Raw genomic sequence first — 23,164 nt, forward strand, 5'->3', positions numbered from 1 at the left:
TAAGGATCTGTCAGATAGGCCAATCCTGTCTTTAACGAAATAAATCCGAATACTACTTCTGAGCTGTCGTTAACTGATCTGAACGATTTTCATGGTATCTAGATAGGCAACAAAATCAAACAAGTCTTGTCTTCCCCATTCTTCTTCAATTCCAAAAGCTTGGCTATAGGCTTTGATAACCTCTTGGATGGAGCCTTTTTCGTGGATGAGGGTCCAAAGTAGGTAGCTAGTATCGTTTAATTCAATGTAGCCAGGAACCTTTTCTTTGATTTCATCCAAAGGAATAGCAATATAGGCTTCCTTCACCTGATTGGTGATAAAGGTGCCTAAAATTCGGATAGTGTCATAATCTTGTGGTCGAATCTTCACAGCTTGAATCGCCTTTACATAGTGGATGGAACCGAGTTCTGGGGATACTTTATCATGCTTGAAAAAGAAAGGGGGGATATTCTTCCACTCTGTCTTGTAAAAAGCAGGCTCATCCTTACTCAAAACCCCAGCATTATGGAGAATCTTATAGTCATTCCATTCGTTTGCAGGACGACCCGGCCACGAAAAGTTCAACTCAGTAGAGGTGTGTACAGTGATACCGTATTTTGGAGCCATCCAGGCTAAACACCACATATCTGTCAGCCATTTTCCATACCTATCTAGCTTTTCTTCTTCCTCTAAAGGCAATTGGAGCTTCTCCATCGTCAACAGAAAATCGTAAATCCGCTCACATTGGACATACATTTCGTGAAAAAAAGCTGCTGTCGGCTGAGCAAGCAGCCACTGGGCACCAGCAGGACTGGTTTCTGTCCATTCTAGCTCTTCGTCTGTTACATTCAAAATGGTCTGTAATCCCTGTAGGTAGAAAGGATGTTTTGAGCGCAAGAAACTTGCCTTGACAGTGGGGCTATGAGCTCCGTACCACTGGTGAGCACTCACCGGAATCTTATCAAAATCGACCATCTCCCTAAAGATAATATCTGTATCAATATAGAAGAAAGTCTCTTTTTCCATGTGGGGATATTTTTTCAAAAATTGATACCAGAGGTAGGGGCGAATCGAGGTTGGGTATTGATGGTTGGGACGATCATCCTCAAAGTAATGGTAAGTAATGCCATACTTTTCTTGGAGGTAGGGTCCCATGTCCTTGTCTTCACCGTACAGTAAAAAGATGACATCGTAGGAACCATGGGCCTGAAGATTGGTCAGTAGTACCTCACTCTCCCAACGGTAGCGGAGATTTGCCCGTGTGCAGGTGATAAAATACATCGTTTTCTCTCTTTCTAGTCAACTTGACTTCCATTATATAAAAAAATGTACCTAAATTCAAGCTAGATAGAGACAGAGAGCTACTTTTTTACTAATTTAGCCCAGTATCTATTGACAAGATAGGGTTTCTGTGATAGAATCGCTACAGATTATTATGAGGAAGTAGTACGTCAAGAGAGTACAGGAAGTCTGAGTTTAAGAGGGTTATTTTTGGGGTAACGGATGTAATTCCCACTTCTTAATGGACATGAAACTCCAGCACTTCCAGCCAAAAAACATCACCATTGCAGTGTAGACGTACGTTACTAGCCCAAGGAGTTTATTAGCTCCCCCTTGAAAGTAGGGAGAGATGATAAAAAACACTATTTGAAAGGAGCTATCATGGTAAAAGAATACAAAAAGCCTGAGTTTAAGACGGTTGTTTTTGAAGCAGAAGACGTGATTACAACTTCAAACGGCGTTGCAACTCCAGCACCTCCAACAGAAGACATAGATTAGTTTGAAGAGTTTATAAGAAAGGAGACCAGCATGGTAAAAGCATACAAAAAACCTGAGTTTAAGACGGTTGTTTTTGAAGCAGAGGATGTCATTACTACGTCTAACGGTACTGAAACGCCAGCACCGCCAGCAGAGGAAGAGCGTATCCCTTCCTAGGATCTGTTCGACGGTACTATTAGGTTGATAAATATAGTAGTTCACACTGCTAGAGGATATGACAATATCACGAAACACTATAGAAAGGCGACCAGCATGGTAAAAGCATATAAAAAACCTGAGTTTAAAACGGTTGTTTTTGAGACAGAAGATGTGATTACGACTTCTGGCGCTGAAACACCAGAACCACTAGAAACAACACCGATGCCAACCTAGGTGACACAGTTGGTGGGTACTATTAGTTTGATAAACATAGTAGTTTACATCGCTAGAGTATTATGATATAATGCTGTAAGACATTAAGGAAAGGAGACCCACCATGGTAAAGGAATACAAAAAACCTGAGTTTAAGACAGTTGCCTTCATGTCAGAAGATGTGATTACTACGTCTGGCGGTCTGGCAACTCCAGAACCACCAGTACCACCAGAATCAGATGCTACAAAAGACTATGTCTAAAATAGTACATTCAGCAGAGATAACAAAATAAGAGTATCTCAACCTTATTATACAAAACATTCAAAAACAAAACATTCTTAACAAAAGTGCGTTCCCAAAACGGGACGCTCTTTTTTATGACCTTAAAGAGAGGAAAAGTAGTCAAGCAACCGTGGTATAAAACTTGAGAGAATAGTAGGCCGCCCAGCTCCCACCTCCAGAGTAGTTTGAGGAACCATCATACTAAAAGAAAAAGACCAACCTTGAGCTGAACTGCACCCCAAAAGTTAGAGAATACATCTAACGCTTGGGGGCAGTACAAGGAGAAAGTCAGTCCCTTTCATTGTTCCAACTTGGTCTATTGCTACAGTCCATACCTCACGATAGTAGAGTCAGTACTTTCTCACTCACCGCTTCAGGATTTTAAACAACCTCTCCCGTTGCTGTTTCAGAAATCGCCGTAGGATTCGAGGATGTTTTTTCTGTATCAGCTACCATAACACTACTGGGCGCTTCAGAAATGCTAGTCTGCTTCTGCTTTGGCTTTTCAAGCGGTACAAAAGAGATGACTTTCTCTGCACCACTACCATGTAGTCCAAGACCGACTTCCTTAGAACCATCCTCTCGTTCTATCACCTGCATGCCTTCGGCTTCAAACCTTCCATCAATCTGAATATCATCAAGATGGGCAGTCGTCTCAGCATCATACGCCTTAACTGTGATTCCTGTATAATTTGATAAATTGGAATTGTCTGTCTTACTATTCTGAGCAACATACAAGATACCATTATGTTCTACTGCTCCCTGTAGCAGGCCGATATAATTTAGCTCATCCCGCAGCAGAAATTCCTGTCTACCAGTAGTCAAGTCATGTTTAAATACGATGATATTCGCCCCCTTTTCACGCTCAATGGCTGCTGTAGCATGCTTATCAAGACCGACCAGATACAGGATATTGCCATTTGTTGTTGACCGAGCTATCCCACCAATATCAATCCGAGTATTATTATCCCTCGCATACTGTGCAACCATATCAAGCTGAACAGTGGATACCGCATTTGTATCCGTATTCCAAACATACAGTTTGGTGCCACCTGATGTGATATATTTGAGATTGCCTAGAGCAAGGATGTCATTGTTATGACCAGTTGCTTGCTTGTAGATTCTATCTATTATTTTTCCTTTCGTATCAAATACAGTAACAGGAGAAGCTGCATTATCTTGCAATGAATAAAATTTTCCATCTTCGTAAAAAAATGACTGGAATTTTGTATTCCCAAAATCTACCACTTGATTCAACACCACTTGTTGACCGCTAGATACCGTACGACCATTTAGAACCTTGCCATTGATCATAACAGGGTTTACAGTTCTTGCTTTTCTACTGTCTGCGGCAACTAGCGAGGAAGGAATGGCGAGCATGGATATACATTTTGATGTAAGAAAGATTTTCGTGTTTTTTACAGCAGAATCAGGCTTGTCAATTTTAGAAGTGATGGAATCAATCTTATCAGCAAGCAGATTTCCTGATTCACTGCCACTTGGATCATTACATCCTGTTAGGACTGTACAAGCAATGACACAAGCAAGGCAAATCTTCCCCACTTTACGGTAATTACATTTAAATTTTTTCATACTGTGTCCTTTCACTAAATATTCTCAATAAAAACAGATAAGCTACTTCCTTCGTCCTCGCATTCTTTTCCTCATGCTGCAAAAACGAAGAAGTAGCAAAGAAGTATTTGCTTATAAAACCAAAATAAAAGCCACCATCTGCTCGGACGAGACAGATAATGGCATTCCTGTTGTCAAAAAAGACGACTTGAACTCACAAATCGTCTCACGCAGCAAATTATTCTAAAATACACTCCTATACACTATTCGTCATCAGTTGGAAACTTCCCATTTTTTGCATAACGAAAAAACTTACTTCATCCACTCGTCTGTTACTCATGCTCATGTCGTCGCACCACTAGACAGATGGATATACACGTCACCCTCGCTCTCTACTTGACTCTCTGTAAATCCAGATACTTTCGGATCTACTCGGAAGCTCGTATGACTTACTAGCTTAGTTTTCACTCAGCTCTCACACCTCGTTTACTAACTAACCCAAGCATACACTACCAACAAGGGACGTTTGGTGGGGTTCGCACCTTGAAATGGAAAAGACTTGTTTTTTATCCGACAATCCTATATAATGGTATTGGTTGTTTATGTGGATTGTTGGAGAGTTCTCTCTCCCTTTTCACCTTTTTTAATGTATAGAAGCTATTTAATAATCTGCGGTCTAGCTTTAATAGCTAGAATCATGCAAGCAAGAGATTGCCTTTGATTGCATGGTTGTAGCCATTAAAAAGTTTTCTATCTGTGGTAAAGTTGGTAGTGTCTTCAACAGTATCCTATCCTTTATGAAAAATGTTCCCATGGTAGACTTACACAAAGTTAGAGACTCCTTGCTACGAACTGATGTTGGATACTCAGCCGAGGACTACGAGAAACATAAAGACAGCGTTCCTTACAGTAATCCTGACCGTATATTTTTACTACCGATTGTCTTACATACTACCCAGATTGATTCTTGATAAATCAGATTATATAATCAATTGATTACGTTGTCAACCATTTTTTCAAAAAAATAATAAATCATTCGGAAAGGCTTATTATGTTTACAAGTCGCCTAAAACAATTACGAAAAGAAGCGGGCTTAACTCAAAGAAACATAGCTGATGTTTTCCACACGAGTCCTCAAAGCTATGCTCAATGGGAGAAAGGGTTAAGAAGTCCTTCTAAGGAGAGCATTGAGAAGCTTGCTGATTTTTTTAAGGTCTCCACAGACTATCTACTAGGTAATTCTGATATTAAAAAGCCAACCGAAAAATCCGAAATTGAATTATTGATTGAACAGCTCAGTGATGAACAGAAAAAGGAAACGCTACAGTTTATTAGAAACATTCTTCAGTGATTATTTCCCTCTTGTTTATGGACGGAGGTTTTTCCTTTGTCCAGCAGGCAAGATCTGCTTGATTTTTCCTATATTTTCACAGTTTTTACTACAAAAAAAGCCGCTAGAACCATGTTCTAACGCCCTTCGTATTTTGAGACAGCCCACTGGGCTGTTTTTTTCATCTAACTGCTAATGAGAATCCTACTTTTTTAGTTTATCCCAGAGGATGACCCTATTGTCCTTTAGGGATGTTTGGACATCAATAATGCGCTGGTTGGAGGAGCCGCGAAATTGCAGCATAAGATTGCGCTTGGTGCGGTCGTAGCGCCCATCCACTAAAATATCCAAATAAGATAGCAATTCCAACTTATCTGGAGTTTCTAGCATCAATTCTTCCCATGTGTAGCCTGTCCAGGACCAGATATCCTTGGTAGGTAGTTCTTGCCGAATCCGTTTCACCAAGGGCAAGACGGTGCCTGTATTGAGAAAAGGCTCACCCCCTAGAAGAGTCAAGCCCTGCACATAGGGTTGAGATAAATCATCTAGGATACGGTCTTCTAGCTCCTTGGTGTAAGGAATACCTGCTTTAAAGGACCAGGTTGCTACATTATAGCAGCCTTCACAATGGAAGAGACAGCCACTCACATAGAGGGAGCAACGCACACCTTCACCGTCCACAAAGTTAAATGCTTTGTAGTCAATAATCCGCCCTTGACTAAGCTCCTCACTCTTCCACTCCTGTGGTTTGGGATTGTTCATGTTTTGCTACTAAGAGCGACTAGAAAGTGGCACAGCACTGTAGATTTTATCTTTTTCTACATTCTGAGCTTCCTTCTCAAGTTCAATTAAACTTAGTCACTCCATTCCTTTCTACTTCTGGTTTACGGGAAAACTGCTTGATGATGTAACGGACAGGAAAAGACTTTTTTCTAAGCCGCATTTTCTTCAACAACTTCGGTCAGCCTTCTTCTATCTTGAGCCCGCCAACTGCTAAATCTTCTACGATACATCAAGTCCGTCTAGAGCTCAACCCAATAGCGCTCGATCCCTTCGCGGCAATCGTCCAAAACACCTCCACAGGCCAATATCGTCCGCTGGCTGGCTTCGTTTTTTTCCGAACAGGTCACCAAGACCTTAGAAATATGTTTGGAAGCTGCTTCCTGCAAGCCGAGTCGCAACTGTTCTTTGGCATAGCCTTTTTGGCGCTGACTAGGACGGATAGAGTAACCGATATGTCCTCCTTTGTTGAGCAAAAAGTCATTGAGCCTTAGTCGAAGGTGAAGAAAGCCAATAGCCCGACCAGTCGCATCAAAGGAAACGTATTGAATACAGGGGACAAAACCATCTGGTAGATTCAAGCCTAGTTCATAATCCTGATTTCTCTCCAACCAGTCTAAAAAATCCAAATCTTTAGAGTAAAATCCCCCATCCATGGCACTTCCTTCACGCTCAAACTCCGCAAGCATGTCCAGAATGGTATCCTTATCCTGTTGATTCGGTCGTCTGAGTTGTAACTTTTTCTGGTAAGTAGACATCTAATTCTCCTCTTGGACTCCTTGAATGGAGTATCTGATGGCACAGCCAGTGACTGAGCAAACTCGACTTCGGATCAACGGGATTTACCTTAGTCTCTAGAGACTCCAAAAACTGATGGATGATGGTTTCAAAGCCCCTTTTATACAGCGTATTTTCCCAAGCTCCGAAACCATCTTGCACTTCTTTATCTGCGGTGAATATCCGCATATCTTCCAGATTTTTCAACTGATAGGTAGCCTGCGGGGTCTGGACTTCCATTATTTCACGCCTGCTGCCTGATTGCAAGTTCATGGCAGCCACCGCAGAAGTATTTCCTGCTCGCAAAGTGACACTGACCTGACTCAAGAGTCCCTCTTCGAGATGATAGGAGAAGGTCGCAGCCTCTAACTGACTATCTAACAGATAGAGAGCTGTATCCAAGGGATGAAGAAAGAGATCAAATAGCTTGAATTGCAATTCTCCCGGACTATTCACGTCATTTTTCTCGACAAGAATCCTGCGCTTATCCGACTGCTCCTTTAGTTGTTGAACTTTTGGAGCAAAGCGACGATTGAATCCTGCCATAAGAAAGACTCCTCTGGCCTGCGCTAACTGATATAGGGCTAGAGTTTGCTCGTAGTCTTCGGACAGGGGTTTATCCATGTAGACTGGAATTCCTTGTTCTAAAAATAGTTTTGCCAATTCCACATGAGCTTGTGTTGCAACATGAATCATGACCCCATCCAGTGGAACTTTCGCCAATTCCTGCACAGAATCATAAATGTGGCTATTCACCATACCATCCGCAATCTGGCTCAAGGTCTCCTTATTTCTAGTAAAAAGGTGCCATTCAATCGTTGAAAATTGTTTTAAACAGGGCAAATAAGCTTTTTGGAAAATGCTTCCCAAACCGACCAAGCCAATCTTTAACATGTTTATCTCCTCGTCAAGCCATTCTCCGTTTTTTTCTGCGCTTGCTTCAGCAGGGCCTGCACACGGGCTTTTTTATCATTCTTTACAGTGGAATGCTTCTCATGGTAGCGTTCTACCAAGGCCTTCCCTTTATCATCCAATTGATATTTTCCCATTATATTCTCCTTTTTTTTCTATTCATTTCTATTTGTTAGTCAGTTTTCTTTTTACTCAAAAAGTCGGAAAGACTGGCGAGAAAGCATATAAGAGTCAGGTTAAAAAATTGTAGGCACATACCAATGTCCTTTTACTTTTGAGCATTGACTCAAAACCGTTGTAAGCAGACAAGGCTCTTCCAAACTCTTGATTACTTTGAAGGTTCCCTCATTCACCCGAATGGTAAAAGATAAACTGTAACGATAACAAACTTCCACAGTTGCTCAACACTGTGGAAGCACTTGTCGATTTGATTGTTGATTATAAGCTAGATCCGTTCATGTGCTTAACGCGTGCCGAAATCTCTTTGTGACGGCCTTTCACCATGGGTCTAGCTTGTGGATTACCCAAGTAACCACAGGTACGTTTGACAACGTCTACTAGCTTGGGATCGCTATTGCTGCAATTTGGGCACTTAAAACCACGCTCTGTCGGCTCAAAGTCTCCCTCAAAATCACAGGCATAGCAGTGATCAATCGGAGTATTGGTTCCCAAATAACCGACACGGTCATAGGCATAATCCCAAACTGCCTCCAAGGCCTTGGGATTTTGCTGGAGAACAGGGTATTCGCAGTAATGGATAAAGCCACCACTGGCTCCTGCTTCTGGGTAAATTTTTTCAAAGTCTAGTTTTTCAAAAGGTGTTGGATTTTTCCGTACATCATAGTGGAAACTGTTAGTATAGTATTCTTTATCAGTAATATCCTTGACAAGACCGAATTTTTCTGTGTCCATGCGGCAGAAGCGGTCTGTCAGGCTTTCAGACGGTGTCGAATAAACAGAGAAGTGATAGCCATATTCATCAGACCAGGCACCTGTCAATTCTTTCATTTTTTTAATGATACGAACGGTGAATTCTTTAGCTTCTGAATTGTTCTCCCATTCACCACCGTAGAAAACCGTTGCGACTTCATAAAGGCCGATATACCCCAAGGAAACTGTTGCCCGGCGATTTTTAAAGACTGCATCAACTGCATCCGTCTTTGCCAAGCGTTTTCCAAATGCGCCGTACTGGTAGAGAATAGGAGCATTGGCGGGAATCGCTTCCTTGACTCGTTCGACCCGATAGACCAGAGCATCTTTGGCAATTGTCATCCGCTCCGCAAAGATTTCCCAGAACTTGTCCATATCTCCTGCTGATTCCATGGCAATCCGTGGCAGGTTGACGGTTACAACACCCAGATTCATCCGACCAGAAGTCACATCCTGACCATGTTCATCCTTCCATCCCTGTAGGAAAGAGCGACAGCCCATAGGTACTTTGAAAGAGCCTGTCAACTCGACAATCTTGTCGTAGGATAGCATATCAGGATACATCCGCTTGGTCGCACACTCAATAGCCAATTGCTTGATGTCATAGTTTGGCGAATCCGGCTCCAGATTGAGTCCTCGCTTAACCGTAAAGATCAATTTTGGGAAAATAGCTGTCCGTCCTTCACGCCCCAGTCCCTTGATACGGATATTGAGAATAGCTTTTTGAATCTCTCGCTCAAACCAAGATGTCCCCAGACCAAAACCAAGCGAGGTAAATGGAGTTTGTCCATTGGAAGTGAAAAGAGTATTGATTTCATATTCCAAGGATTGCATGGCATCATAAATATCCTTTTGAGTTTTGGCACAAGCATACTCTTCCTGCTTCTCAGGTAGAACCCAATCCTTGGCATCCTTTAAATGCTTCTGGTAATTGAGTTCGGCATAGGGGGCTAGAACTTCGTCTATGCGGTCTGCCGAACATCCTCCATACTGACTGGAAGCAACATTGGCAATGATTTGCGAAATCTGAGCTGTTGCTGTCTGAATGGACTTGGGACTTTCTACATCTGCATTCCCTATCTTAAAACCTTGAGCTAACATGCCCTTAAAATCAATCAAGCAACAGTTTGTCATAGGTGTGTAAGGGCTATAATCTAAATCGTGATAATGGATATCTCCTTTTTGATGAGCATTGGCTACATGGGCTGGTAAAAGTTTTAACCCAATCGATTTGCCAACAATCCCGGCTGTCAGGTCACGTTGAGTGTTAAAAACGTTAGCATCTTTATTGGCATTTTCATTGACAACCGACTGATCCTTACTCAACAATTTGTGAATCTCAAAGTTAATGTCCGTCGCTTGGTGACGGCGAAAATCGCGCTGGGTTCTGTACTGGATATAGCGTTCTGCCAGTTCATACAGATGAGCCTTGAGTAATTCCTGCTCCACGACTGTCTGAATTTCGTAAATCTGAACATCCTTTTCAAAACGACGGACAATCTCTGCCAAAGACGCCTCCAACACAACCTTCAAACCGGCTTCTGAAACCGGATGTTCCAATTCTTGATTGGCCCGCTGAAGAGCAGAAAAAATCTTATTCTGATCAAAGGATACCATCCGACCATCACGCTTCAACACTGCTAATTCTACACTTTGTAAGACATTTTCTCGCACGTTCATTTGACTACCTCCAAAAGTTTTACTTCTTATAGTCTAGCACTTCACAAAACAAAAATCAATATCTTGTGTCAAAAAACTTAAAATTCTTTCAAAAACACAAGATATAGTTTATTTTCCTGAAAGTAACTGAAAACAAGAGCCTGTCTAGACTCTTGTTTATTCTCCTATGAGTATATAGATTGATAACGGGAGACGGATATGATAGGGGCGGTCAGACTTACGAATTAGAGGTTTCTAACTGCAAACCGCAGGCATGGATTTTATAAACTTTATCACACATTGTATCAATATCTTCTCGATTATGACTTGCAATGATAATCGTGGTTCCCTGCTTAGCCAATTCAAAGAACAAATTTCTCATATTTAGTATGGATTCTTCGTCTAGTGCATTCATAGGCTCATCCAACAATAAAATTTTTGGTTTTTCCATGATAGCCTGTGCAATCCCCATCTTTTTCTTCATCCCTAGCGAGAAGTGTTTGACCTTCTTATCCCGATGTTCAGAAAGACCAACCGTTTCGAGAGTTTGCTCAATGACCTCATTAGAACATTTTTTGTTAATACTTAATAACAACCGCAAGTTATCATATGCAGTCAGGTTAGCTAAAAAAGAAGGTTCTTCAATCAGGACACCCATATCTGAGGCAAAACTGCTGGAATTGGCTATTTCTTTACCATCTATCCAGATTTCACCTCGCTTAGGCTTTATAAGACCTGCTAGCAACTTAAAGAACACTGACTTTCCTGAACCATTCTTTCCGACAATACCAATGATTTCTCCTGCTTTAAAAGAAACCGTAATGGCATCAAATATCTGTTGATGGCCAAAACTAAAAGAAACATCTTTTATTTCTATTGGATTCATATTCTGACGACTCCCTTTCTCTGTATATGTAAAAAAATGAGCACAAGATAGATGCTTACCGAAACAAAGCTAAATCCTAGACTAGTCACCGTATCTGCTATGCTTGATTGAAAACTGATAATGCCCATATAGCAAATCGTCAAAACTGCTGCGGTATGTGTATGACCGATCCATCTATCAAGGAAAAAATACAAGCCACTTAATTGTAAGGTTAAGCATTCAACGGTCAGATACTCAACAAACACTTCAGCAAATGATGACCTTCCCGAAATGAAATAAAAAATCCCTAAGTAAGCTCCCCAATAAATAAGGCTGGCTAAGAAAATAAAACCAGAAATAGAAATAATATGACGGTACTTGTTCTTACTTCTAATGAAAACTAGTGAAAAATATTGATCCGTCATATCAATACAGTAAACAAAGGCACACAAAAAATAGACATACGGAAATAGATATTTGCCGATAGTATAAAAAGTACGGTACCCCATAAGATGGTAATTCAGTACACTGATTTCAAAGTCAGTGTCCAGTAGATATTTACCAGAAACATGTACCAAAACAAACAGGAAAAGCGTCAAAAGAAGACGGCGATAATTGACATATTTTTTTACTAAAATAGACGACATTATTTCTCCTTAATAGAATTGTTTTCTCAGGTACATCTTGCTATTTATAAAGAAAAGTAGTCCGTTTACCAAAAGCCAGTAGCATATATGAGAGACAGTATCAGCTATGTTTGCCACTCGATAGTGCTGAATCGGCAACAAAGGTACAACATAACTCATCTTGTAAACAAATGACTGGAAAAAAATAAAGGCAAGGAGCAGTAAAAAAGATAGTTTTTCTGAAAAAATAAGCCGGAAAAATGTATAGCTATTTGTCAGAAATAAAAGATAGAAAGCAAAATAGATAGTTGTAAAAAAGACCTGATGCAATAGCTCTATATCCATAGATGGCGAACTGTCGAAAATAGCACGATAGATAGAGACATTCTCCGGAGTCCATGATAGCGAAAAGGTAGAACTTGATACACTGATTGCGGCGGCGATAGCTACCAGCAACAATAGAAAGCTACCTAAGAATGCAAGCTGAACCTGCCACTCTATCGCCATAAGCTGCTTGCGGCTGTCCAAGCGAATGATGACCAGACTATTTGAAAAAAACGTAGCTGAAATGAAATAAATTCCCGATAGATATAGCAAGGGAAGTCCAACAACGGACGAATACAAATCACTTTTCAAATAGAGTTGCCACAGCCAAAAATTACCACTCCCCTTGCTCAAGCTACTATACTGCAAAAAGGAAAGGGTAGTCAGTAATACAAAAAGAAAGATATAAAACAAGTATTTCTTCCTATGCAACTTTACAAAACAATCAAGCATCTCCATATCCATCAAGTATCAGCTCCTTTTGTATTTTATAAATTCCTAACACTACCGTCAAAAATAGAATACAGCCTAATTGGCCATATACAAATAGCTCATTTGATGCTGAATTGGCTGTCAAGTCAAAAGTATTGACTGGCTCCAAAACATCTAATCCTACAAATGGAAAAACAAATGATGGAAGGTAGTAAACCAAGAATGGGGCAACTAAGGCTGTCACCTTATTAGGCAAGTAAATGGTCGATACAAAGCTAAGATTTGCGTAGATGAAGGCAAAAAAGGTGCTATGAATAATGGTTATCATCACATACCATAATTGGTTTTCCTGAAAGATAAACGACCAAGCTCCCTTAATATCTCCTAGATATATAGGAGCTCCTATCGGAAAGAGAAGCTGGTTTATAACCAACAGGAGCAACAAGGGAAGAAATAAAGATAGAGACGCTACGCAACCGATCGCAAAGAACTTTGTAAAAAAATAGTTCCTTACAGTCGTTCGCGATAGCACTGCGTAAATCATATTGTGTTCGGTATCCTCTATGTAGGAATGTGAAAAAGGAAAAGACACCAAAATCGGTATAAGGATTGGTAAAATCGCTCCTCCTCCTAGAGAAAAAGCATACAGAAAAAAGGATAGCCCTCCAATACCTTGAATAGACGACCAGCCATTCACCACTCCAACCATCAAGGCTATAAAGGTCAAAGAACAACTAATCAAAAACATCTTTGACTTCAGCCCTCTTTGTAGCTCTGCTAAAAAATAGGACATGAGGGTACTCCTTCTATCATTATCTTATTTTCTCATTTATTTTGATTTTCATCAGGTGTTAACGAATAGGGGAAGAGTCTCCTCATCCCCCTAATACAATTGCCATCGCACTTAAAAAGTTACCATATCACGCTATTTTACCACTCATCTGGACTCCAAGATCCCTGAGCCTGAACTCTCACTACTGTGGTAAGAGGAGTAGCCAAAGCTAGAGTAGTCGTACTACCCGCATAGGCATCTCCACCACCATTGTACCGTAGTATGATGCGACTGCCCGAGGACATCTGTAGACTAGGAGTAATATCTCCACCAGTTCTAGTCAATCGGATAGAGGTCGTCATTCGTTTATTTCCACCTATCGCATAGTTTCGGTTGACACCATTTGAAGAGTTCTCTTTGTAGACTCTACCTGTTGTGATTGCTCCAAATCTAGGAATCGTGACATCATAGTCTGCTATGTCCCGCCCTGAGACATGACTAATCATCAAGACAATACCCATAACCACTAACAAAGCTAGACAACTTCCCGATTACCCTTTTCATACAAAATCATACGAAGCAATCATTCAATTATCTAAACAATATCATTTTTAGAAAACGGTGTCAAACAATAGTTCAAAAAAGTAACCAAAAATTCATATTCCATGCATAGTACACCTCCCTTCCTAAAAAGAGCTTGGGACAAAAAGATTTTCAATTTTGAAAATCTCAATTATCAAGTCCTTTAGATTTATAATTGAACAAAAAAAGCAAACAAAACTAGTTTTCTGACAATCAGAATCTTGGTTTGTTCGCTTTTTATATATGAAATTGGACTATTGTCCCAACCTCTTGATAGGTACTACAACTGTTTCTTCAACTCTGCCACTGCCATCATGACTTCCATCGGTGTCATATTGTAGATGTCTAAGTTTGCCAGTTCATCTAGGACTGGATGTGGGAGAGTTTCTGCGAATACAGCAGGCTGTTCATGCTCCGGCTCGCTCACCAGACTGACCTGACTAGATTGGGCAGACGGTGCATGGCTTTCCAATTCTTTCAAAATGCTATCTGCTCGCTGCAAAAGCTCCTCTGGCATGCCCGCAATCCTAGCTACATGAATCCCATAGGACTTATCAGCTGGACCAGCAGCAATCTTGTGGAGGAAGGTCACTTGCCCATCTTTTTCCAAGGTTGAAACATGGACATTTTCTAGGTGAGAAAGCGTCTGATTGAGCTCGGTCAACTCGTGGTAGTGAGTAGCAAAAAGGGTTTTAGCGCCTATCTTATCGTGAATGAACTCAATAATTGACTGAGCCAAGGCCATACCATCATAAGTAGCCGTTCCCCGTCCCAATTCATCAAAAAGAATAAGGGAGCGCTCCGTGGCCAAACGAACAGCCTTGTTGGCCTCCATCATTTCCACCATAAAAGTTGATTGACCACTAACCAAATCATCCGCTGCCCCAATCCGAGTGAAAATCGCATCAAAAATTGGTAGTTCTGCTTGATCCGCAGGCACGTACGCCCCCATCTGAGCCATGATGACAATCATTGCCAACTGCCGCATGTAGGTTGACTTTCCACTCATGTTTGGACCTGTAATCAACTGCATGTGTGTTGTTGTATCCAAGTGAATAGAATTTGGAATATAGGTCTGCTTACCCATCACCTTCTCAACAACCGCATGACGACCACGATCAATCATCAATTCTCGCTTCTGCGTAAACTGTGGACAGACCAAATATTGTTGCTCAGCAAGAACCGCAAACGCTTGAAGAACATCAATGGTTGCGATGGTTCGAGCCAATTTTTGCAAGCGACCGATGTACTTTTCCACCTCTTGGCGGATGCGCGTGAAAATCTCATATTCCAAATTGGCAGACCTATCACGCGCTTCCAGCATCTGACCTTCAATTTTAGCCAACTCCTCCGTTCCATACCGTTCGGAATTTTTCAAGGTCGCCTTACGAAAGAAATGAGCAGGCACATTGCCCAAGTTAGAATTAGTCACATGAAAATAGTAACCATCTTTTTTATTGTAATCAATCTTGAGATTATTGATTCCTGATGCTTGCCGCTCCTTGGCCTCAATCTCTGCAATCCAGCCTGCCCCCTCACGCATCACCAAGCGATACTGATCCAAAGTCTCATCAAAGCCTGTCTTGATAATATTTCCATCCGTAATAGCCCCCTGAGCTTCTGGGTCAATAGCAGAGCTAATGAGAGCGTGGAGTTCTGGGATCGGGTCTAGCCCAGCCACCAAACTGGCTAAGGTAGGCTCGGCCATCTGTTGTAAAATATTTTTGATAGCTGGCACCTTTCCCAGGGTCTGAGCAAGTTGTAACAAATCCTTGGGCAAGGTCTTACCAAACGACACCCGACTGGCCAGACGTTCAATATCATAGACCCCCTTCAAGGCCTCAATCAAATCACTACGCTCAAAGAAATAATCCAGAAAAACCTGCACAACAGCCTGACGATTTTCAATCCTTTTTTGATCTATCAAAGGACGATTGATCCATGTCCGCAACAACCGCATCCCCATAGCCGTCTTCGTCTCATCCATCAACCAGTACAAACTACCATGTTTCTTTCCTGTCCGACTATTTTCCAGCAAATCAAGACTGGATTTTGTTGCATAATCCATCTGCAAATAGTCTTTGATTTCATAATGAACTACCTTTTGCAGGTGAACCAAGTCACGCTTTTGAGTCTGATGGATATAGCTGAGCAATTTTCTAGCTGCTGCCTGCTCCAAGTCTGTCAATGACGAATCAATCAAATGAATATCGTCAGACAACTCATTTTCAAAAGACAAGAGCAGATTCATCTGATTGGCAAGAACTTGCTCCTCTTCTTCCGAAAGAGCATAGCCAATCACTAGTTCACGCGCCCGTAGGTTACGGATTTCCCCACAAAGGCTGGAAAAATCCTCCAAACTCGTCACAAAAAATTGTCCTGTCGCTACATCCATGTAAGAAAGTGCAAAGTGAATCCCTTCCCGATCAATCGCCACCAAAAAGTTACTATCGGCACCCATCTTGGAAGAGTCTGTCACCGTACCTGGAGTAATAACCTGAACCACTTCGCGTTTTACCACACCGACTGCCTGCTTGGGATCTTCCATCTGCTCCGCAATAGCAACCTTATGCCCCAATTCGACCAAAGTATCAATGTACTGCTGGGCTGCATGGTAGGGAACCCCAGCCATAGGGATGGGGTTTTCTGCGTTCTTATTCCGACTGGTCAAAGATAGTTCTAAAATCTGGGCGGCCTCCACCGCATCTTCATAAAATAACTCGTAAAAATCTCCCATACGGAAAAGCAAAAAAGCATCTGGATATTGAGACTTAATATCCAAATACTGTTGCATTCCTGGAGAAATTTTTTCCACTGCCATTGTTTCTCCTCTCTATTCCAAATAGTAATTTATCTCTGCCTCAACCTGCTGGGCTGCTAACTCATCACGACAAATCACCAAGAGTGTGTTAGCTCCTGCCAATGTCCCCAGAATGGTTTCTGGCTTTTCTGCATCAATAATATTGGCCATTAAAGCCGCTTCCCCCAGCTCAGAATGTAGGACAAGAATAAAACTAGCCCTGTTCACCTTGTATGCGTACTGTGCCAATAATTGGATAAAATTTACTCGCTCTTCCTCAGCTGCCAAAGAATAAAATGAACGCCCATTCTCATGAATTTTTATCACTCCCAACTCACGTAAATCACGCGACAAAGTTGTTTGAGTTACCACTACACCTTGAGCTTCTAGAATCTGTTGAATGTCCATTTGACGTCCTATCTTTTCTTGACGAATCATCGACTTGATTAGTTCATGTCGCTCTGCTTTATTCATCATTGTACCTCAGAATGTATATTTATAGAGATATTATAACATTTTTCACTGCTATTAGCCTAGAAATATGATAAAATATAGTCAAGTGCAATTACTTTCAGACACGAAACCGAGCATGGCATCCAAGTCAGGGGTGACGAGGTGCTAAAGTAATTTCAAAAGACTATAGTTTCAATACCTTTGGAGGAAATCCTATATGAACCAAAAACAGATAATCGCCGAAAGACTGGCAGCTGTGCTTCCAAGTTTGGAAGTTGAGGCTGTCTATGCCTTGCTAGAAAAACCAAAATCGTCCGAAATGGGTGACATCGCATTCCCCGCTTTCTCACTCGCTAAGGTAGAACGCAAGTCCCCACAAGCCATTGCAGCCAGTATCGTAGAAACACTCGATACTACCGGCTTTGAAAATGTCGTAGCAACTGGACCTTACGTAAATTTCTTCTTGGACAAGGCAGGTGTCTCACATAAAGTGCTGACTGATGTCATCTCCGAAAAAGAGCACTACGGTCAACTAAATATCGGTCAAGGAAAAAATGTGACGGTTGATATGTCTAGTCCAAACATTGCTAAGCCATTTTCAGTAGGACATTTGCGTTCGACAGTTATCGGTGATGCTCTCGCTAATATCCATGAAAAACTCGGCTATAAGCCAATCCGTATCAACCACTTGGGTGACTGGGGCAAACAATTTGGTATGCTAATCGTAGCCTATAAACTATGGGGGGATAAAGCGGCTGTTGAAGCAGACCCAATCTCTGAACTTCTCAAACTCTACGTCCGTATCAATGCCGAAGCAGAAGAAAAACCTGAACTTGATGATGAGGCTCGCCAATGGTTCAAGAAATTGGAAGACGGAGATCCAGAAGCACAAGAACTATGGCAATGGTTCCGTGACGAAAGTTTGGTCGAATTTAACCGTATTTACGACAAGCTCGGTGTAACATTCGACAGTTTTAATGGTGAAGCCTTCTACAACGACAAGATGGATGAGGGGATTCAAATCCTCGAAGACAAGGCGCTCTTGCAAGAATCAAAAGGTGCAAAAATTGTAGATCTTGAAAGCTACAATCTTCCACCAGCCCTCATCATGAAAACAGATGGTGCAACCCTCTACATCACGCGCGACATTGCAACAGCTATGTACCGTAAGCGCACCTACGACTTTGTAAAAAGTATCTATGTCGTTGGTCAAGAACAAATCAACCACTTCAAGCAACTCAAAGCCGTACTGAAAGAAATGGGCTTTGACTGGAGTGACGATATGACCCATATCACCTTCGGACTTGTCACCAAGGATAAGAAGAAATTATCAACTCGTAAAGGAAATATCATCCTTCTTGAACCAACTCTTGATGAAGCAATTTCACGCGCTCTCGCACAGATCGAGTCTAAGAATCCTGATCTCGAAAATAAGGAAAAAGTGGCCCATGCAGTCGGTGTTGGTGCTGTCAAATTCTACGATCTGAAAACAGACCGCGACAACGGCTACGACTTTGATTTGGAAGCAATGGTTTCTTTTGAAGGAGAAACAGGTCCTTATGTGCAGTATGCCTATGCCCGCATTCAGTCTATCTTGCGCAAAGCAAACTTTGCACCTGAAGCAGACAACAACTACAAATTAGCTGATACAGAAAGCTGGGAAATCATCAAACATATCCAAAACTTCTCAAATGTTGTAGAACGTGCCGGTGACAAATTTGACCCATCACTGATAGCTAAATATACTATCAATCTAGCTCAGGCCTTCAACAAATACTACGCCCACACTCGCATTTTAGACGAAAGCCCCGAACGTGACAGTCGATTGGCTCTTGCTTACGCTACAGGTGTAGTCCTCAAAGAAGCTCTCCGCCTTCTCGGTGTTAAAGCTCCAGAAAAAATGTAACCACCTCCAGTAAGTGAGACACAAGAGAAACCTCCGTATAGTTCTACCCCACTAGAATGTATACAGAGGTTTTTTCTGGTGTTCAAAACATATCTATCGAAAGTAGCAAGATAAAAACCATCAGTCTACTCGCCAATAACAAGAGCAAAAGCAGTAATAACCGAAGCAAAACACAATGGAAATAGGCCCAAACAAAGAAGCCTGTACCTTTAGTCCTTGTAAGGAAACAGCTGTATAAAGCAAGAAAGAACCTAATTGATAGGAAACTGGTGAACAGAATATTCTAAAAAATGAACTCCTATTACGAATAAGTATGTAAGAGGAATTGTATTCCCTCTACACTTTTTCAAAGGAGAAACTATGAATAGTAGATTATTCACAAGTTCAAAAACGAAAAGAATGACTTATTGTCTCATGACAACCGCCTTTATCACAAGCCTTAGCTTTCAAGCTCCGCAGCAGGTTTTTGCCAATGCCAGAGGAGACGACTATCCCTATACTGCTATTGATGCAGTAGATCCTTGGAGATTGTACACACGACAATGCACTTCTTTTGCAGCATTCAGGCTGAGCGCCGTCAACAATTTTACCCTGCCACCAGCTTACGGAAATGCTGATACATGGGGCCATCGTGCCAGACAAGAAGGATATACCGTAGATATGAATCCAGCAGTGGGCTCCATTGCTTGGTTTGAGATACCTATGCATGTAGCCTGGGTTTCTGCTGTAAATGGTGATTCTGTAGAGATTGAAGAATACAACTATGGTGCACGCTATACCTACGGGCGACGAACAATCCCAAAACACAGTGCCAGTGGCTATATTCATTTCAAAGATCTAGAGAGCGCAAACTCCAGTACTATCTCCACACTTCCTACAGCGACAACATTGGCATCCAGTGGTACCTATACCTTTACCGATCAAGTAGCCATCAAATCCCAAGCTAGTTCTGCTAGTTCTACTATTGATTACTATTTTGCAGGAGAAACTGTCCGTTATGATCAGGTCATCGAAGCCGAGGGCCAACAATGGATTAGTTATATCAGTTATTCTGGTGCTCGACGCTATATTGCCATTGAGACAGTAACAAATACTCTCACTCAACAAGCCACAGTCTATTCTAGTCTCCCTCCATCAGGTATCTACACCATAAAGACACACTCTAGTGTCCGCAACAATCCAAGTCTATCCAGTCCTGAGGTTGCACATTATGATACCGGTGCGAGTGTCTACTACGATAAAGTCGTTACCGCCGAAGGCCGACAATGGATTAGTTATATTAGCTATTCTGGTATCCGTCGCTATATCGCTATTTCTTGACTATGCAAAAGATGCACAATCTCAGGCGATTATGCATCTTTCATTTTTCTAAAAATCTGTTGAATGGTTGGTTTCGCTCAACTCTTGCTTCGGTTTACGCAAGTGGAAGAAGATTGTCACACCAAAATAGATAAGAAAAAGAACAATATTGACTACATAGAAAGCCAAAGTTTGAATCTCTACTATTTGGCGAGTCGTCAAATCTGTATAAATCTGAGTTAGTCCTTTGCTGCCAACGAAAGAGTAGGTATGCAACAAGAGAGTTCCAATGAGATAACCCAGATAAGTGCAGGAAGCCTGCTTATTCTTCCCAAGGAAAAGGAGAACAACTACAGCAACCAAAGTCAATAAAAGAACCACTGCAAAAGCTTTATTGATAAGGTTCGTCTGGAAAGAGATAGACTCTCTCATAAATGTAAACATGGCTTCATCAATTCCCTCTAAATTCTGGAATAATTGACGCATAACTGTTTCATCATATTTGGAGAAGAAGACATTAAAGATACGCAACAAGCTAGCAATGGACGATAATATAACAAAAATATATAAATGTACTGTTTTTTTCATAAACAACCTCCTTGCGTATATTCTACGATTCCTTACAAGTTTTGTCAACGCACTCTCCTAAAGATATGGTATACTAAAAGAAAAGGAGGTGCTGATTATGAAGAAACTTCCCACTTCTATTGGGATAATTATTTTCCTTTCTACTCTGTTGGTTAACTGGTTTTTCCCAAATCTTGCAAGGATACTGAATATCTTTCTAATCTGGGCGATTCTGATTTGCCTTTGCTATACTCTTTATTATTGGTTTCGTTATTGGAGCTATGTCCGTCAACAGAAAAGGTAAAATACAGGCAGAGAGTGGTTTGATAAATTTTGAAAATCTAGTGTTTTCTGCCCGTTCAAATTTGTATTCCTCTTTGAATCCAGACTTGGCTATCTCAATAAAGTGTCGCAAAAAGAGGTTGGGACAATAGTCCAATTTCATATATAAAAAGCGAACAAAACCAGTTTTCTGACAATCAGAATCTTGGTTTGTTCGCTTTTTTTGTTCAATTATAGATCTAAAGGACTTGATAATTGAGATTTTCAAAATTGAAAATCTTTTTGTCCCAAGCTCCTTTGGGTTAGCTGTTAAAGAAACTTCCCTTATTCTTAGCTATTTACATTGACCCGGCGGTAGGTCTCCGTCAGATCTCGTAATTCTGCTTCAATGGTTGGTGTTAGCTGATCTGCTGTCATCCGCCATGTCCAGTTGCCGCCAACCGTATTTGGCAAGTTCATTCGAGCCGAACCATCTAAGCCCAATAGATCCTGCATAGTGACTACTGCCATAAATGCTGGCGAGCCAAAGAGGAGACGGAAAAGAGCATGGTTAATTGTTTCCTCTTCGCGACGGTTGCTGTACTTGTCTAGGAATGCACGCGACCCAGCACTTGTTTCATTTTCATACCATCCAAGAATGGTGTCATTATCATGTGTACCTGTATAGGCTACAACATTGTTGGGATGGTTATGTGGCATTTCGATACTATCACCATTTGGATCAAAGGCGAATTGAAGAACTTTCATCCCTGGAAATCCAGTAGTATCACGTAATTGAATCACTTTATCAGTCACTGAACCAAGATCTTCCGCAATAATATTCAAATCTCCCAATTCACGTTTAATAGTATCAAAAAGTTCAAAACCAGGTGCCTCCACACGACGACCATTGACTGCTGTTTCCTCACCTGCTGGAATTTCCCAGAATGAAGCAAAGCCGATAAAGTGATCGATGCGAACCATATCATAAATCTTGAATGATTCACGCAAACGGGCTACCCACCATGTAAAACCATCATTTTTCATCGCCTCCCAGTCATAAATAGGGTTCCCCCAAAGTTGACCGATTTCTGAAAAAGCATCTGGTGGACACCCTGCAACCACACTGGGCTTGCCTTCTTCATCCGTCTTGAAGAAATGAGGATTAGCCCACATGTCCGCAGAATCTGCCGCAATATAAATCGGCATATCGCCAACAAGCTCAATCCCTTTGGCATTGGCATAAGCCTTTAAAGCACGCCATTGGGTAAAGAATAGATACTGGCTGATGCGATGGTAATCAATCTGGTCTGCAAGTAGCTGACGATAGTATTCTAAGGTATCATGATAGCGCAAACGAGCTCCTTGATCCTCCCAATCTGTCCAAGGTTTTAAATCAAAATGCTCCTTGATCGCCATGTACTCAGCAAAGGTATGAATCCAAAAATCATTCTCCCCTAGAAATGTCCAATAATCCTCTGGCAAACCCTGAGCTTGCATATTTGCAACAACTTTCTCCAATAAAGGACGTCGAGCATGAAAAATTGCTGCATAATCTACTTCAGATGGATTCTGACCAAAATCGATCCCCTGCAAGTCTTCCGCTTTTAGCCAGCCTTTGTCAATCAACAGATCAAAATCAATGAAATGAGTATTCCCCGCAAAAGCTGAAAAGGATTGATAGGGAGAATCTCCATAACTGGTCGTTCCCAGTGGCAGAATCTGCCAGTAGCGTTGCTTCGTCCGAACCAGAAAATCAACAAACTCATAGGCCGCTTGTCCCATGGAACCAATTCCATATTTTCCTGGTAGAGATGAGATGTGCATGAGCACACCACTTTGTCTTGTTTTCATAAGCTCTCCTTATCTAACTGCTTACATAACGCAAACGTTTTCTTCCTCATTATATACTGAAAACGGTAACA

Annotated in this window: 21 protein-coding genes; 5 read left to right on the forward strand and 16 right to left on the reverse strand. The window is 41.4% G+C overall.

Annotated features, from left to right (window positions below):
* Positions 1-69 precede the first annotated feature (69 nt).
* Positions 70-1,260, reverse strand: a complete 1,191-nt coding sequence (locus BZG42_RS09530; protein ID WP_155995292.1) for a PqqD family protein — start codon at positions 1,258-1,260, stop codon at positions 70-72.
* 528 nt (positions 1,261-1,788) lie between these two features.
* On the opposite strand from BZG42_RS09530, the gene BZG42_RS10225 reads away from it, so the two are divergent.
* A complete protein-coding gene (locus tag BZG42_RS10225) occupies positions 1,789-1,914 on the forward strand; it encodes a hypothetical protein (protein ID WP_265574959.1) in 126 nt (41 codons plus the stop codon).
* A gap of 319 nt (positions 1,915-2,233) precedes the next feature.
* Positions 2,234-2,371 (forward strand): hypothetical protein, encoded by a 138-nt coding sequence (locus BZG42_RS09535; RefSeq protein ID WP_155964201.1) that lies wholly within the window; start codon positions 2,234-2,236, stop codon positions 2,369-2,371.
* Between the two features lie 402 nt (positions 2,372-2,773).
* On the opposite strand, the gene BZG42_RS09540 is transcribed toward BZG42_RS09535, so the two are convergent.
* Positions 2,774-3,985: a hypothetical protein gene (locus BZG42_RS09540; RefSeq protein WP_155995293.1), complete on the reverse strand. Its 1,212-nt coding sequence runs from the start codon at positions 3,983-3,985 to the stop codon at positions 2,774-2,776.
* Between the two features lie 1,030 nt (positions 3,986-5,015).
* Here BZG42_RS09540 and BZG42_RS09545 point away from each other — a divergent pair.
* Positions 5,016-5,315: a helix-turn-helix domain-containing protein gene (locus tag BZG42_RS09545; protein WP_155964198.1), complete on the forward strand. Its 300-nt coding sequence runs from the start codon at positions 5,016-5,018 to the stop codon at positions 5,313-5,315.
* A gap of 183 nt (positions 5,316-5,498) precedes the next feature.
* On the opposite strand, the gene nrdG is transcribed toward BZG42_RS09545, so the two are convergent.
* The 12 genes from nrdG to argR form a co-directional block, all read right to left on the reverse strand.
* A complete protein-coding gene (gene nrdG / locus BZG42_RS09550; protein WP_120172400.1) occupies positions 5,499-6,056 on the reverse strand; it encodes an anaerobic ribonucleoside-triphosphate reductase activating protein in 558 nt (185 codons plus the stop codon).
* Between the two features lie 260 nt (positions 6,057-6,316).
* Entirely contained in the window at positions 6,317-6,832 is a 516-nt protein-coding gene (locus BZG42_RS09555) for a GNAT family N-acetyltransferase (protein WP_155995294.1), read from the reverse strand.
* A complete protein-coding gene (locus BZG42_RS09560) occupies positions 6,780-7,745 on the reverse strand; it encodes a Gfo/Idh/MocA family protein (RefSeq protein ID WP_155995295.1) in 966 nt (321 codons plus the stop codon). The genes BZG42_RS09555 and BZG42_RS09560 overlap by 53 nt, the downstream gene beginning before the upstream one ends.
* 2 nt (positions 7,746-7,747) lie before the next feature.
* Positions 7,748-7,900 carry a hypothetical protein gene (locus BZG42_RS09565; RefSeq protein ID WP_120172403.1) on the reverse strand — a complete coding sequence of 51 codons (153 nt, stop codon included), beginning with the start codon at positions 7,898-7,900 and terminating at the stop codon, positions 7,748-7,750.
* Between the two features lie 301 nt (positions 7,901-8,201).
* The gene (gene nrdD, locus BZG42_RS09570) at positions 8,202-10,373 is read right to left on the reverse strand and encodes an anaerobic ribonucleoside-triphosphate reductase (protein ID WP_024532289.1); all 2,172 of its coding nucleotides are present in this window, start codon (positions 10,371-10,373) and stop codon (positions 8,202-8,204) included.
* Between the two features lie 217 nt (positions 10,374-10,590).
* Entirely contained in the window at positions 10,591-11,238 is a 648-nt protein-coding gene (locus tag BZG42_RS09575) for an ABC transporter ATP-binding protein (RefSeq protein WP_155995296.1), read from the reverse strand.
* Positions 11,235-11,864, reverse strand: a complete 630-nt coding sequence (locus BZG42_RS09580) for a hypothetical protein (RefSeq protein WP_155995297.1) — start codon at positions 11,862-11,864, stop codon at positions 11,235-11,237. Before BZG42_RS09580 ends, BZG42_RS09575 begins: the two co-directional genes overlap by 4 nt.
* 9 nt (positions 11,865-11,873) lie before the next feature.
* Complete coding sequence (locus BZG42_RS09585; RefSeq protein ID WP_155995298.1) at positions 11,874-12,581, reverse strand: hypothetical protein; 708 nt, start codon at positions 12,579-12,581, stop codon at positions 11,874-11,876.
* A gap of 31 nt (positions 12,582-12,612) precedes the next feature.
* Entirely contained in the window at positions 12,613-13,392 is a 780-nt protein-coding gene (locus BZG42_RS09590; protein ID WP_155995299.1) for an ABC transporter permease, read from the reverse strand.
* A gap of 137 nt (positions 13,393-13,529) precedes the next feature.
* Positions 13,530-13,898: a hypothetical protein gene (locus tag BZG42_RS09595; protein WP_227985522.1), complete on the reverse strand. Its 369-nt coding sequence runs from the start codon at positions 13,896-13,898 to the stop codon at positions 13,530-13,532.
* A gap of 335 nt (positions 13,899-14,233) precedes the next feature.
* Entirely contained in the window at positions 14,234-16,774 is a 2,541-nt protein-coding gene (gene mutS / locus BZG42_RS09600; protein ID WP_155995301.1) for a DNA mismatch repair protein MutS, read from the reverse strand.
* Positions 16,775-16,786: 12 nt separating this feature from the next.
* The gene (gene argR, locus BZG42_RS09605) at positions 16,787-17,227 is read right to left on the reverse strand and encodes an arginine repressor (protein ID WP_024532295.1); all 441 of its coding nucleotides are present in this window, start codon (positions 17,225-17,227) and stop codon (positions 16,787-16,789) included.
* Positions 17,228-17,423: 196 nt separating this feature from the next.
* On the opposite strand from argR, the gene argS reads away from it, so the two are divergent.
* Positions 17,424-19,112, forward strand: coding sequence for an arginine--tRNA ligase (gene argS, locus BZG42_RS09610; RefSeq protein ID WP_024532296.1), 1,689 nt, complete (start codon positions 17,424-17,426; stop codon positions 19,110-19,112).
* A 360-nt stretch (positions 19,113-19,472) separates the two neighbouring features.
* Positions 19,473-20,432 (forward strand): SH3 domain-containing protein, encoded by a 960-nt coding sequence (locus BZG42_RS09615; RefSeq protein WP_227985520.1) that lies wholly within the window; start codon positions 19,473-19,475, stop codon positions 20,430-20,432.
* A gap of 48 nt (positions 20,433-20,480) precedes the next feature.
* On the opposite strand, the gene BZG42_RS09620 is transcribed toward BZG42_RS09615, so the two are convergent.
* Both BZG42_RS09620 and malQ read right to left on the reverse strand, forming a co-directional pair.
* Positions 20,481-20,999 carry an ABC transporter permease gene (locus BZG42_RS09620; protein WP_155995302.1) on the reverse strand — a complete coding sequence of 173 codons (519 nt, stop codon included), beginning with the start codon at positions 20,997-20,999 and terminating at the stop codon, positions 20,481-20,483.
* A 591-nt stretch (positions 21,000-21,590) separates the two neighbouring features.
* Complete coding sequence (gene malQ / locus BZG42_RS09625) at positions 21,591-23,093, reverse strand: 4-alpha-glucanotransferase (RefSeq protein WP_024531527.1); 1,503 nt, start codon at positions 23,091-23,093, stop codon at positions 21,591-21,593.
* Positions 23,094-23,164 lie beyond the last annotated feature (71 nt).

The sequence above is a fragment of the Streptococcus sp. DAT741 genome (assembly GCF_009866825.1).
Taxonomy (GTDB): domain Bacteria; phylum Bacillota; class Bacilli; order Lactobacillales; family Streptococcaceae; genus Streptococcus; species Streptococcus ruminantium.

Coding starts and splice junctions, on each gene's coding strand:
- BZG42_RS09530 (WP_155995292.1), bottom strand. CDS start 1,260: ATGTATTTTATCACCTGCACACGGGCAAATCTCCGCTACCGTTGGGAG.
- BZG42_RS10225 (WP_265574959.1), top strand. CDS start 1,789: ATGGTAAAAGCATACAAAAAACCTGAGTTTAAGACGGTTGTTTTTGAA.
- BZG42_RS09535 (WP_155964201.1), top strand. CDS start 2,234: ATGGTAAAGGAATACAAAAAACCTGAGTTTAAGACAGTTGCCTTCATG.
- BZG42_RS09540 (WP_155995293.1), bottom strand. CDS start 3,985: ATGAAAAAATTTAAATGTAATTACCGTAAAGTGGGGAAGATTTGCCTT.
- BZG42_RS09545 (WP_155964198.1), top strand. CDS start 5,016: ATGTTTACAAGTCGCCTAAAACAATTACGAAAAGAAGCGGGCTTAACT.
- nrdG (WP_120172400.1), bottom strand. CDS start 6,056: ATGAACAATCCCAAACCACAGGAGTGGAAGAGTGAGGAGCTTAGTCAA.
- BZG42_RS09555 (WP_155995294.1), bottom strand. CDS start 6,832: ATGTCTACTTACCAGAAAAAGTTACAACTCAGACGACCGAATCAACAG.
- BZG42_RS09560 (WP_155995295.1), bottom strand. CDS start 7,745: ATGTTAAAGATTGGCTTGGTCGGTTTGGGAAGCATTTTCCAAAAAGCT.
- BZG42_RS09565 (WP_120172403.1), bottom strand. CDS start 7,900: ATGGGAAAATATCAATTGGATGATAAAGGGAAGGCCTTGGTAGAACGC.
- nrdD (WP_024532289.1), bottom strand. CDS start 10,373: ATGAACGTGCGAGAAAATGTCTTACAAAGTGTAGAATTAGCAGTGTTG.
- BZG42_RS09575 (WP_155995296.1), bottom strand. CDS start 11,238: ATGAATCCAATAGAAATAAAAGATGTTTCTTTTAGTTTTGGCCATCAA.
- BZG42_RS09580 (WP_155995297.1), bottom strand. CDS start 11,864: ATGTCGTCTATTTTAGTAAAAAAATATGTCAATTATCGCCGTCTTCTT.
- BZG42_RS09590 (WP_155995299.1), bottom strand. CDS start 13,392: ATGTCCTATTTTTTAGCAGAGCTACAAAGAGGGCTGAAGTCAAAGATG.
- mutS (WP_155995301.1), bottom strand. CDS start 16,774: ATGGCAGTGGAAAAAATTTCTCCAGGAATGCAACAGTATTTGGATATT.
- argR (WP_024532295.1), bottom strand. CDS start 17,227: ATGAATAAAGCAGAGCGACATGAACTAATCAAGTCGATGATTCGTCAA.
- argS (WP_024532296.1), top strand. CDS start 17,424: ATGAACCAAAAACAGATAATCGCCGAAAGACTGGCAGCTGTGCTTCCA.
- BZG42_RS09615 (WP_227985520.1), top strand. CDS start 19,473: ATGAATAGTAGATTATTCACAAGTTCAAAAACGAAAAGAATGACTTAT.
- BZG42_RS09620 (WP_155995302.1), bottom strand. CDS start 20,999: ATGAAAAAAACAGTACATTTATATATTTTTGTTATATTATCGTCCATT.
- malQ (WP_024531527.1), bottom strand. CDS start 23,093: ATGAAAACAAGACAAAGTGGTGTGCTCATGCACATCTCATCTCTACCA.